This window comes from Shewanella metallivivens (genome assembly GCF_028750675.1).
GTDB lineage: Bacteria > Pseudomonadota > Gammaproteobacteria > Enterobacterales > Shewanellaceae > Shewanella > Shewanella metallivivens.
The window spans coordinates 216,087-228,829 of sequence record NZ_JAQQPZ010000006.1 but is presented as its reverse complement, the minus strand read 5'-3'; the positions used below and the strand labels follow the sequence as shown (position 1 = coordinate 228,829).

Below are 12,743 nucleotides of genomic sequence, written 5' to 3'. Positions count from 1 at the left end.
TCTCGTTTGCAAGAACTTGCCGAACACCCTTTAGTGGGTGAAGTGCGCGGCTTAGGCATGGTTGCAGCGATTGAACTGGTAAAAGATAAAGAGTTAAAGCAAAAGTTTGACTCTAAAACAGGCGTTGGTACGTTTTGTCGTGACGCCTGTATAAAGCATGGTTTGGTGATGCGCTCTGTGGGCGACACCATGATCATTTCACCACCGCTAACAATGACTCACAGTGAAATTGACGAGTTAGTGGCTAAGGCAATGTTGGCGCTCAATGACACATATCAGTATGTTCAAGGGCAATAACCACTGCTTTTTTAGGTGAATGAATATTGTAAAATAGTGATTTTTTAACCAAAAGCATTTCAATGTCTAGTAATCGAATATGTTTTTGATAAAATCCGCAAAATTATGGGAGCGCATGCCGTTGCTGTAATCATACCGATGCATAGTTAAGTTGTAGCATTGGATAATTTCTTTCAATAGAAAGAAGATTTTACACGCTGGTATAGCTAGCGAAAAAACTAACGTCAGCGTCGCACTGACCATTATCCAAAAAGGGAGAAAATATGAAGCTACTAAACAAACTATCCACATTGGCCCTCATTACAGCAAGTGTGTTTTCAAGCACTGCGCTTCAGGCCGAGGAAGTGGTCAAAATGTATAATTGGTCAGATTATATCGCCGAAGATACATTAGCTAACTTTGAAAAAGAAACCGGCATAAAAGTCATTTATGACGTGTTCGACAGCAACGAAGTGCTTGAAGCTAAACTGTTGTCTGGCCGTAGCGGCTACGACATTGTGGTGCCTTCAAACCACTTTATGGCAAAACAAATTAAAGCGGGTGCGTTTCAAAAGTTAGATCGCACTAAGTTGACTAATTATGCCAATTTAAAAACTGACTTGATGAAGCAGTTAGAAAAAGCCGATCCAGGTAATTTGTACTCAGTGCCTTATTTATGGGGTACTAACGGTATTGGTTACAACGTCGATAAAGTGAAAGCGGCCGTTGGTGAAGATGCTCCGTTTGATTCTTTAGAGCTTATTTTTAACCCTAAATACGCTGAAAAAATTGGTTCATGTGGTTTTGCTATGCTCGATTCAGCAGACGATATGTTGCCACAAGCATTGATTTATTTAGGACTAGACCCTAACAGCAAAAATGCTGCTGATTATGAAAAAGCGGCCGAAGTATTAGCCAAAGTGCGTCCTTATGTGACTTACTTCCATTCTTCACGCTACATTTCTGATTTAGCCAACGGTGACATTTGTGTGGCGTTTGGTTTCTCGGGTGACGTGTTCCAAGCAGCTGCTCGTGCTGATGAAGCCGGAAACGGTAACAAAATTGGTTACTCAATCCCTAAAGAAGGCGCTAACTTGTGGTTTGATATGTTAACCATCCCTCAGGATGCAACTAACGTTGAGAACGCCCACAAGCTAATCAACTACTTGTTACGTCCTGATGTGATTGCACCTATCAGTAACTATGTCGCTTACGCTAACCCTAACGTTCCTGCTCAAGAGCTTGTTGATGAGGCGATTCGTAACGACCCAGCCATTTACCCACCTCAGTCGGTAATTGACAACCTATACATTGGTGACATTCGACCTTTAAAAGTGCAACGTGCGGCTACTCGTGCTTGGACTAAAGTGAAGTCAGGCCAATANSCTNCACAACGAGGGCGAGGACACTCGCCCTCACTTTTTACATTTGTTTATCTACTTTTGATGGCTAATTTAGCCACTATAGAACGGTTAAGTGTGTGCATAACAGAGTCATTGTTGTGATGGTCATACTTCAAAAAGGCGGAGCAGTATTATGGGAAACACCTCAGGCGTCACGAATAAACCAACCACAAAGACGCAAGATGAAGTCCTGGTCAAAATTGAGCGCGTAAGCAAGCTGTTTGATGACGTGCGTGCTGTAGATGATGTGTCACTTACCATTAATCGTGGTGAAATATTTGCTCTGCTAGGTGGTTCAGGTTCTGGCAAGTCAACATTATTACGTATGTTGGCCGGGTTTGAAAAACCCACAGAAGGACGTATTTTTCTTGATGGTGTCGACATTACTGATATGCCGCCATACGAACGTCCAATTAACATGATGTTCCAGTCTTATGCGTTGTTTCCACATATGACGGTAGAGCAAAATATCGCTTTTGGTCTTAAACAAGACAAAATGCCAAAAGCAGAAATTGAAGTGCGTGTCAAAGAAATGCTTAAACTGGTGCACATGGAAAAATACGGTAAACGTAAACCGCATCAGTTGTCTGGTGGTCAGCGTCAACGTGTGGCATTGGCACGGTCATTGGCTAAGCGTCCTAAATTGTTGTTACTTGACGAGCCAATGGGCGCGTTAGACAAAAAGCTGCGTACTCAAATGCAATTAGAAGTGGTCGATATTTTAGAAGCAGTAGGCGTCACGTGCGTGATGGTGACCCACGATCAAGAAGAAGCCATGACCATGGCTAATCGGATCTCTATTATGCATGAAGGTTGGATTGCCCAAACTGGTAGTCCAATGGACATTTATGAATCGCCAGCCAGTCGTTTAGTGGCTGAGTTTATTGGTACCGTGAACTTATTTGACGGTGAAATTATTGCCGATGAAGTGGATCACGCTGTGATTAAGTCAGCCAGCCTAGAACGTGAGTTTTATATCGGCCATGGTATTTCAACCAGCTTAGAAAACAAAAACGTCTTTTTAGCGCTACGTCCTGAAAAAACCATTATTACCCGTGAAAAACCAGACTCTGAATACAACTGGGCTCACGGTGTTGTGCACGATATTGCTTACCTTGGTGGCTTGTCGGTGTACTACATTAAACTGAAAAACAAGCAAATCGTACAATGCTCAATGATTAACCGCGAACGCCGCGCCGACCACCCAACGTGGGAAGATGAGGTGTACATCAGTTGGGAAGACAGCAGCGGGGTTGTATTACACTCATGAAGAATCCACTGAAAATAATCAAAGGTCGTTATTTGACCATGGGGGTGCCTTACCTATGGTTATTGATGTTCTTTGCGCTGCCATTTGCGATTGTGTTAAAGCTGAGTTTTTCGTCTGCGGCGATTGCGATTCCGCCATACGAAGCGACCTTTAGCTACGCAGATGAAATACTTAATATTGCACTGAATTTTGGTAACTACTTATTGTTACTGCAAGATTCGATGTATTACATGGCTTACCTGACTTCGCTAAAAATGGCCTTTGTGGCCACCTTAGGTTGTTTAATTTTGGGCTTTCCGATGGCGTATGCCATTGCGAGGGCACCCGCGAGGCTGCAAACGGTACTTTTACTGTTGGTGATGTTGCCGTCTTGGACCTCATTTTTAATCCGTATTTATGCTTGGATGGGGATTTTAAGCAATAACGGCTTAATCAATAACGCATTAATGTGGTTAGGGGTTATCTCTGAGCCTATTCAAATGCTCAATACCAATTTTGCTGTATATATTGGGATTATCTACGCGTACTTGCCGTTTATGATCTTGCCGCTGTACGCCACCTTGGTGAAATTGGACTTAAGCTTAATAGAAGCGGCTTCAGATCTTGGTTCGCGCAGCATTAATACCTTTTGGAAAATCACCTTACCTTTGTCAATGGGGGGCGTGATTGCCGGCTCGATGTTGGTGTTTATTCCTGCGGTAGGTGAGTTTGTTATCCCTGAGTTATTGGGCGGCCCAGATTCGCTGATGATTGGTAAAGTATTGTGGCAAGAGTTCTTTAATAACCGCGACTGGCCAGTAGCCTCGTCATTAGCAATTGTGATGTTAGCGCTGTTGATTATTCCTATTACCTTATTCCACCGTTATCAGTCACGTAATATGGAGAACGCCGTATGAAGAAGCTCAGTTTCTCTAAAGTGATGTTGTGGTTTGGCTTACTGTTTTTGTATGCACCGATGTTTATTTTGGTTATTTACTCGTTTAACGAATCAAAATTAGTGACAGTGTGGAGTGGGTTTTCACCTAAATGGTATGGCGAGTTATTTAAAGATACTCAAATACTCGAAGCGGTGTGGACCAGCTTGCGCATTGCATTCTACAGTTCGACCATGGCAGTGATTATCGGCACCATGGCAGCATTTGTGATGACGCGTTTTCGCCGCNYYTKGGSMAAAGTTAACCTTGTCTAACATGATAACCGCACCACTGGTTATGCCTGAAGTGATTACCGGGTTGTCATTACTCTTGCTGTTTGTTGAAATGGCCGACTTGCTTGGTTGGCCTGCTGAGCGTGGAATGGTAACCGTATGGATTGCTCACTCCACGTTTTGTGCGGCTTATGTTGCTGTGGTGGTGTCGTCAAGATTGCGAGAACTTGATTTGTCGATTGAAGAAGCGGCGATGGACTTAGGTGCAACGCGTTTTAAAACCTTCTTTTTAATCACAGTGCCGATGATTTCTCCGGCGTTAATTGCCGGTTGGTTCTTGTCGTTTAGTTTGTCGTTAGATGACTTAGTGATTGCCAGCTTTGCCTCTGGACCAGGGTCTACCACGTTACCTATGGTGGTGTTCTCATCGGTGCGCTTAGGGGTTTCACCTAAAATTAATGCTTTAGCCACCATTATTATTCTGAGTGTGTCTTTGGTTGCGTTCTTGTCGTGGTATTTAGCCCGACGCTCAGAACGCAAAGCTAAAGAAGCAATGGAGTAATCTGAGCGAACCATTGCTAAAGCCACGCTTTTTTAAGTGTGGCTTTTTTTTACCAAGGTGACGTCAGGGTGTTAAATATATTCTACAAAGTGTCAAAAATTACACTTTAAATGCTAGTTTTTAAATATGCTTAAGTGTACGATGATCATGTTGTATTTCGTCTCGAACCTATAAAGGAAGCGCTATGTCCGCCACACCTCATGCTAGTTCATATTATGCTGCGTCGGCTAATGATAAAGTCGAACGCCCACGCTTAGAATCTTCAATAGAAACGGATGTTTGTATCATTGGTGCGGGATATACAGGGTTGTCATCTGGGCTGCATTTATTAGAAAGCGGCATGAGAGTGGTTATCCTCGAAGCGGCTCGCATTGGCTGGGGCGCATCGGGCCGAAATGGTGGGCAAATTGTTAACTCATTTAGCCGCGATATCGACAGCATAGAAAAAGTGGTGGGTAAAGAACAAGCCAAACTATTTGGTCAAATGGCGTTTGAAGGCGGCCAAATTATTCGCGACCGTATTGCCAAATATAATATCGATTGTGACTTAAAAGACGGCGGAGTGTTCGCGGCGATGAACGCCAAGCAAATGGGCCATTTACAGTCACAAAAAAACTTATGGGAAGCCCATGGGCATCACAACCATTTAGAGATGCTAGACAAAGACGGCATTCGAAATGTGGTGAATACCGAATTATATGTGGGCGGTTTACTCGATAAAAGCGGCGGTCATATTCACCCGCTAAACTTGGCTTTAGGTGAGGCTCGTGCCGTTGAATCACTGGGTGGACAAATTTTTGAAGACTCTGCAGTGATTAAAGTTGATGACGGTGAGTCTCCGGTGGTGCACACCGAAAAAGGCCAGGTTAAATGTAAATTTGTGGTGGTAGCTGGTAATGCTTACCTTGGTAAGTTATTGCCAGAGCTACAAGCTAAGTCAATGCCATGTGGTACTCAAGTGGTGACAACCGAGCCTTTGCCTGATGACATTGCCGCGAGTTTATTACCGCAAGACTATTGCGTAGAAGACTGTAATTACCTGTTAGATTATTACCGCCTATCTGGTGATAAACGCTTAATCTTTGGTGGCGGCGTGGTATATGGCGCTCGTGACCCTGCTAACGTCGAAGCCTTGATTATGCCTAAATTATTAAAGACGTTTCCGCAGTTAAAAGGCATTAAAGTGGATTATGCCTGGACGGGTAACTTTTTAATGACTTTGTCACGTTTGCCTCAAGTGGGCCGAATTGGACATAACATTTATTACTCGCAAGGCTGTAGCGGTCACGGGGTTACCTATACTCATTTGGCGGGCAAATTAATTGCCGAAATGCTCAATGGTCAAGCGACCCGTTTTGATGCCTTTGCTGCTTTACCTCATTATCCATTCCCCGGTGGTCACGCCTTACGAGTACCGTTTAGTGCGTTAGGGGCTTGGTATTACACCATGCGCGACAAGTTTGGTATTTAATCTTATTCAGTCACTGAGTTGAGATTATTTACAGGGAATTAAGTTGTTTATCAAATTGAGTAGGAGTGCGTTGTGATTTTAAATGATCCCAGCTTATTGCACGAGCAATGCTATATCGATGGTTTGTGGGTAAGTGCTAACAGCGGTGAAACCGTTGCGATTGCCAACCCTGCAACACAAGAGTTAATTGGCCATGTGCCTGTGATGGGCGCGGCTGAAACTCAAGCGGCAATCACTGCAGCGAATAAAGCGCTGCCAGCTTGGCGTGCGCTGTCGGCAAAAGAGCGTAGCCAAAAGTTACGCCGTTGGTTTGAATTGATTAACCAACATGCTGATGATCTTGCGATCATGATGACCACAGAACAAGGCAAGCCTCTCGCTGAAGCCCGAGGCGAGGTGACTTATGCTGCCTCTTTTATTGAATGGTTTGCTGAAGAAGCCAAGCGCATTTATGGCGACACGATTCCAGGGCATCAAGCTGATAAAAGACTGACAGTAATTAAACAACCTGTTGGCGTGACTGCGGCCATTACGCCGTGGAATTTCCCCGCAGCAATGATTACCCGTAAAGCGGCGCCAGCGCTTGCTGCGGGTTGCACTATGGTGGTTAAACCGGCACCGCAAACGCCCTTTACCGCATTAGCGTTGGCTGAACTTGCTCATCGTGCGGGTATTCCTGCGGGAGTATTTAGTGTGCTGACAGGCGATGCCATTGCCATTGGTAACACATTATGTGAAAGCCCAATTGTGCGTAAGTTATCGTTTACGGGCTCAACAGCTGTTGGCATAAAATTAATGGCGCAATGTGCGCCAACGCTTAAAAAACTGTCGCTTGAATTAGGCGGCAATGCACCGTTTATCGTGTTTGACGATGCCGATATTGACGCCGCAGTGGAAGGCGCCATGATTGCAAAATACCGCAACGCCGGCCAAACCTGTGTGTGTGCTAACCGCATTTATGTGCAAGCGGGCGTGTATGAGCAATTTACTCAAAAATTTGCCGCAGCAGTGGCTAAACTCAATGTGGGTAACGGCGCAGATGATGGGGTGAATATTGGCCCGTTAATCAATCAAGCTGCAGTGGCAAAAGTGCAAAGTCATTTAGCGGATGCCGTAGCAAAAGGTGCCAGTGTTGTGGCGGGGGGTAAAGCCCATAGTTTAGGCGGATTCTTTTTTGAACCCACTATTTTACGCGATGTAGATAAGTCGATGTTGGTGGCCAAAGAGGAAACCTTTGGCCCGTTAGCGCCATTATTTAAGTTCGACACTGTTGATGATGTGATTAAGCAAGCCAATGATACCGAGTTTGGCTTAGCGGCGTATTTTTATGGTCGTGACATTTCACTGGTCTACAAAGTGGCTGAAGCACTTGAGTACGGCATGGTGGGCGTAAATACCGGATTAATCTCCACCGAAGTGGCACCATTTGGTGGCATTAAATCCTCTGGGTTGGGCCGAGAAGGGTCTAAGTTTGGTATCGAAGAATACCTTGAAATGAAATATATCTGCATGTCAGTTTAAGAGGGTGGGCAATGACTAAAACAAACGATGGACTAATGGCGCGTCGCCAGGCGGCGGTGGCTCAAGGTGTAGGACAAATTCACCCTATTTTTACTGAACGTGCAGAAAACGCAACCGTATGGGATGTAGAAGGCCGTGAATATATCGATTTTGCTGGCGGTATTGCGGTACTGAATACGGGGCACTTACACCCCAAAGTCAAAGCGGCAGTGGCTGAACAGCTAAATGCCTTTTCGCATACTTGCTTTATGGTATTAGGTTATGAAAGCTACATTAGTGTATGTGAAAAACTTAACCACTTAGTGCCCGGAGACTTCGCCAAAAAGACGGCGCTATTTACCAGTGGCTCAGAAGCTGTTGAGAACGCCGTGAAGGTCGCTCGGGCTTACACCAAGCGCGCAGGGGTGATTGCCTTCACTTCTGGATATCATGGCCGTACGATGGCGGCATTGGCCCTAACCGGCAAAGTTGCGCCGTACAGTAAAGGTATGGGGTTGATGTCGGCTAATGTGTTTCGTGCAGAGTTTCCGTGTGAAATGCATGGCGTATCTGAAGATGATGCGATTGAGTCAATTGAACGTATTTTTAAAAATGATGCAGAGCCTACAGATATTGCGGCCATTATTTTAGAGCCTGTGCAAGGTGAGGGCGGTTTCTACGCTGCGACGCCATCGTTTATGCAACGTTTACGCGAATTATGCGACAACCATGGCATCGTATTAATTGCTGATGAAGTGCAAACGGGCGCAGGGCGTACCGGCACCTTTTTTGCCATGGAACAAATGGGCGTTGCCGCTGACATTACCACCTTTGCTAAATCGATAGCCGGCGGTTTTCCGCTGTCTGGAATTACCGGTAAAGCCGATATTATGGATGCCGTTACGGCCGGTGGCTTGGGCGGAACCTACGGTGGTAGCCCATTAGCCTGTGCCGCCGCACTTGCGGTGATTGAAGTGTTTGAAGAAGAGCAGTTACTGGCCAGAGCCAACGAGGTGGGCAATAAGCTTAAAGCGGCATTAACTGATATGCAGGCTAAATATTCGCAAATTGCTGATGTGCGTGGTTTAGGCGCGATGATTGCCATTGAACTGATGGAAGACGGCAAACCTGCGCCACAATACAGTGCTAAAATTTTGGCTGAAGCACGTAACCGTGGGCTGATTTTATTGTCCTGTGGTACTTACGGTAATGTGATCCGCGTACTCGTGCCGCTAACGGCGCCTGATGCGCAAATTGATGCAGGTTTAGCGATTATGGACAGTACCTTTCAAGTTGTATTTAATTAAGTCTGAATAGCGCCTGCAAACGTAAAATAAAATCCCGCAGCGAGCGGGATTTTTTATGTGGCTTTGCAATATACCTTTAAAGCTGACTACACTTAAAAAATCGAATAAACACTGGGAGTTGAATGGCATGAAAGCATTATCCATTAGGTCAAAGTTGTTATGGATCACCTCGGCATTATTTATTGCTACCGTTATTACCCTTTCAATCAGTTTATGGATAGTGCTTAAAGATAAAAATAATAGTTTAGCTGCCGAGGTTGAAGTGGCTTTACAGCAAGAAATTAATGACAAACTCTCAGCCAGAGCAGGTGAGTACGGTGAACGTGTCGCTGGCTTTATTAATGAGGCGTATCGTATTCCGTATTCGTTTACCGGTTTAATTGAACAGACGTCGAAACAAGATCCGCTCACGCGTGAGCGTGTTGAATTATCACTGGCTGCCGTATTACAAAAAAATGTTCAAATTTCGTCAATGTATGCCCAGTTTGAGCCTAATGGCTATGACAATCTCGATGATCTTTATCGTCAAGGAGGCAGCCACAGTGTGCCAAATGCAGGCACCTTGGAGATTTATTACACCCGCAACAGCGATGGTACGGTTGAGCAACAATCGGTTGATGACGCCGCAGAAAAATACATCGATACTCTCAATGAGTTTGGTGTACGTGAAGCGGAATGGTATTTGTGTGCCAAAGATGCAAAAAAGCCATGCCTAATGGAACCGTACTTATACGAAATTACCCCGGGTAATACAGCATTAATGACCTCACTTACTGTACCTGTGCTAATCGATAATCAGTTTAAAGGCTTAGTGGGCGTTGATATAAACCTCCCTCAGTTTCAAACGATGATTATGCAATTGTCTCAAAGCTTGTACCAGGGCCAAGCTAAAGTCACGTTAGTTAGCGAAAAGGGCTTTGTGGTAGCGGCAAGTCATTATACTAAATTCGCACGGCCACTAAGTGAGTCAGTAAAACCTGAGTTGGCTAAAAAATTATTAGCGTTAAAGAGTACATCTGGTTTTGTTAATGAGCCAGACAGCATTGCGGTAGGGTACCCCATTGCGATTAAACTGGCTGATACTACCTGGTCGTTGATTATTGAGGTGCCTAAAAGCCAGGCTTTTATGGCGGTTAATCAAATGAATGATGCTATGAGCGCAATGGAAGTCTCACTGGGGAGTTTACTACTGATGATTGGCATTGCGGTCACGGTGATTGCCGTGATTATTATCAGTATGGTCATTCGCAGTATTATTGCGCCGTTGCATATGATTCAAACGCGGGTTGAAAACTTGGCTAGCGCCGAAGGTGATTTAACTCAAACTATCGAGGTTGACGCGCATGCCGAGTTGATTGCGCTTGGTGGTGGCATTAACGCCTTTATCGCTAAGCTGCGCCATTTGATTGCGGAGTTGAAAATATTGGCCGATAGCTCGCAACAAGAAAGTATTAAGTCGGCCGACATTGCTAAACATACTCGCGAAAGTGTTAACCGTCAGTATAGCGAGATTGAAAGCGTCGTTACCGCAGTGAATCAAATGAGTGCAACCGCGCTTGAAGTGGCAAAAGCCTCAGAGCAAACTGCGATGGAGACCGAGTCGATGACTGTGAATGTTAGAGAAGGTGAGTCTCGACTAACAAATGCCATGACATATGTTGAAGATATGTCAAAAGAGTCAGTGCAAGCCCAGCAAGCCGTTGCTCAAGTGTCGCATAGTAGCGCAAATATAAGCAGGATTTTAGAGGTGATCAGCGCCATCGCTGAGCAGACTAACCTGCTGGCATTAAATGCCGCAATTGAGGCAGCTAGGGCTGGAGAGCAAGGGCGAGGTTTTGCGGTGGTTGCTGATGAAGTCAGGACCTTAGCATCAAGAACCCAGCAATCGACAGATGAAATCAGTACCTTGATTGAATCATTACAAAAAGAAGTGAAAAATGCGTCGACAATTATTGATAAAGGCGCTCAAGGCGCGAACAAAGCTGTTGAACAAACCCAGTTAGCATTACAGTCATTAAATGCCATCGTGTCACAAATTAATGAAGTATCAAGTCAGGTGACGCATATAGCTACCGCAGCAGAAGAACAAAGCGCAGTAACCGAAGAGGTTAATCGTAATATCACTGGGATTTCAGATTCAGCATCTGAATTGTCACAACTTGCTGATGACGCCCAACAAAGCAGTGACAGTTTAGCGGAATTAGTTCGTCAACAACACCAACAGCTTGGTCGTTTGCGAACTTAATTAATGACGATTAGCTTGGGCAAAGGTGGCTTGTCGTCACCTTTGCGATTATGATCAGCGCTTGATTTGAAGACGAAGATTGTATGGCTGAATTTATTGCGCCACCTTGTGACGGTGTTATCGACATATTATACCAAGATGAACATCTACTGCTGATTAACAAACCTTCAGGGCTGTTGAGCCTGTCGGGTAAAAATCCACTTAATAAAGACGCTGTGCATTATCGTCTAGTGCAAGACTTTCCCACCGCAACCTTATTGCATCGCCTCGACTTTGGCACTTCTGGCATTATGCTAGTGGCGTTAAATAAACAGGTTAATGGTTTGCTCACTCAGCAATTTCAGCAACGTACCATTGGTAAAACCTACACTGCAGTGTTATACGGTGACTTGCCCAATGAGCAGGGTGAAATCGATTTACCCATCGCCAAAGACGTTGAGCATTTTCCGTTGATGAAAATTTGCCACGACACAGGCAAGCCTGCTAAAAGTCATTACCAGGTCATAGGTAGGCATCCACAAGGTTTATCAACCCGAGTGCGCTTTACACCCATTAGCGGGCGAACACACCAGCTACGTATTCATAGTCAGCAGATTGGCCACCCCATACTGGGTTGTGATTTATACCATAATCAGCAATCACAACAGATGGCCCCCCGATTATTATTGCATGCCACAAGCCTGAGCTTTATTCACCCGATAACACTTGAGAAGATGAATTGTATTTGTTCAAGCCCGTTTTAAACCAAAAACTGATTTAAGGATGATGAAAACTGATGCATAATCAACCCATTAATTTATGTTAAAAGGTTATTAACATGATGGTTGCCTGGATAGATTCGTTAGCCTTTATTGTGTTTTTTATTGCTTGGGTCGGCTATACCAGTTTTGCACGCCGCAAAGCAAAGACGACCAATTGTATTGCAAGGGTAATGCATCAGCAGCGCATTATGTGGATGTCGCAAGTGATTGGTAAAGAAAACCGAGTAGGTGAGGCTGCGTTATTGGCTAACCTTGAACGAAATATCGCTTTTTTTGCATCAACGACATTACTGGTTTTAGCGGGTGTGCTGACGTTATTCTCACAAGTCGAAAAACTTGAAACAGTAATCGCCTCTATCCCTTTTGCCGCACCACCCAATCACGCTTTAGTACAAGTTAAACTGGGCTTGTTGGTTGGCATTTTTGTATTGGCGTTTTTCCAGTTTACTTGGTCAATGCGCCAGTATGGTTTTGTTAATGTGATGATTGGTGCTGCGCCACTCGATAAGAGCGGCACCGACAAAAACCTTGTTGCCTACGCGCGCCAAATGGCCGTTGTGCAAGACCAAGCTGCACATTCGTACAATTATGGTTTACGCTCATATTATTATTCGATGGCCGCTTTGTGCTGGTTTTTCAATCCATGGATGTTTATCGTAGCCAGCTTATTTGTGGTTTACACCCTGTATCAACGTGAATTTAACTCAAAGGCCGTGGTCGCTATCACCGCCGCTCAAAGCCATTTAGAAAAAAGCCCACTGCACATCCACAAAGATTAGCTTAGCTCGTACTCCCCGCGCC

At 44.7% G+C, this 12,743-nt stretch carries 9 protein-coding genes and 2 pseudogenes; all 11 read left to right on the top strand.

All coding sequences use genetic code 11. The features are described 5' to 3' along the window. Window positions 1–297: aminotransferase class III-fold pyridoxal phosphate-dependent enzyme (locus PQR79_RS10420; protein ID WP_274408478.1), on the top strand; the 297-nt coding region annotated here is incomplete at its 5' end. 263 nt (window positions 298–560) lie between these two features. Beyond that, window positions 561–1,658, top strand: a pseudogene (locus tag PQR79_RS10415) (polyamine ABC transporter substrate-binding protein); the annotation flags it as partial. Window positions 1,659–1,812: 154 nt separating this feature from the next. Beyond that, window positions 1,813–2,949 carry a polyamine ABC transporter ATP-binding protein gene (gene potA / locus PQR79_RS10410; RefSeq protein WP_238102556.1) on the top strand — a complete coding sequence of 379 codons (1,137 nt, stop codon included), beginning with the start codon at window positions 1,813–1,815 and terminating at the stop codon, window positions 2,947–2,949. Further along, a complete protein-coding gene (locus PQR79_RS10405; RefSeq protein WP_238102557.1) occupies window positions 2,946–3,845 on the top strand; it encodes an ABC transporter permease subunit in 900 nt (299 codons plus the stop codon). Before potA ends, PQR79_RS10405 begins: the two co-directional genes overlap by 4 nt. After that, window positions 3,842–4,658, top strand: a pseudogene (locus PQR79_RS10400) (ABC transporter permease subunit). The gene PQR79_RS10405 and the pseudogene PQR79_RS10400 overlap by 4 nt, the downstream one beginning before the upstream one ends. Before the next feature lie 184 nt (window positions 4,659–4,842). Further along, the gene (locus PQR79_RS10395; protein ID WP_238102559.1) at window positions 4,843–6,129 is read left to right on the top strand and encodes an NAD(P)/FAD-dependent oxidoreductase; all 1,287 of its coding nucleotides are present in this window, start codon (window positions 4,843–4,845) and stop codon (window positions 6,127–6,129) included. A gap of 72 nt (window positions 6,130–6,201) precedes the next feature. Continuing rightward, window positions 6,202–7,650, top strand: coding sequence for an NADP-dependent succinate-semialdehyde dehydrogenase (gene gabD, locus PQR79_RS10390; protein ID WP_238102560.1), 1,449 nt, complete (start codon window positions 6,202–6,204; stop codon window positions 7,648–7,650). A gap of 11 nt (window positions 7,651–7,661) precedes the next feature. Then, a complete protein-coding gene (gene gabT / locus PQR79_RS10385) occupies window positions 7,662–8,936 on the top strand; it encodes a 4-aminobutyrate--2-oxoglutarate transaminase (protein ID WP_238102561.1) in 1,275 nt (424 codons plus the stop codon). 127 nt (window positions 8,937–9,063) lie between these two features. After that, the gene (locus PQR79_RS10380) at window positions 9,064–11,181 is read left to right on the top strand and encodes a methyl-accepting chemotaxis protein (protein ID WP_238102562.1); all 2,118 of its coding nucleotides are present in this window, start codon (window positions 9,064–9,066) and stop codon (window positions 11,179–11,181) included. Window positions 11,182–11,264: 83 nt separating this feature from the next. Continuing rightward, window positions 11,265–11,924 carry an RluA family pseudouridine synthase gene (locus PQR79_RS10375; RefSeq protein WP_238102563.1) on the top strand — a complete coding sequence of 220 codons (660 nt, stop codon included), beginning with the start codon at window positions 11,265–11,267 and terminating at the stop codon, window positions 11,922–11,924. A gap of 74 nt (window positions 11,925–11,998) precedes the next feature. Beyond that, window positions 11,999–12,721: a DUF599 domain-containing protein gene (locus tag PQR79_RS10370; protein WP_238102564.1), complete on the top strand. Its 723-nt coding sequence runs from the start codon at window positions 11,999–12,001 to the stop codon at window positions 12,719–12,721. Window positions 12,722–12,743: the final 22 nt, after the last annotated feature.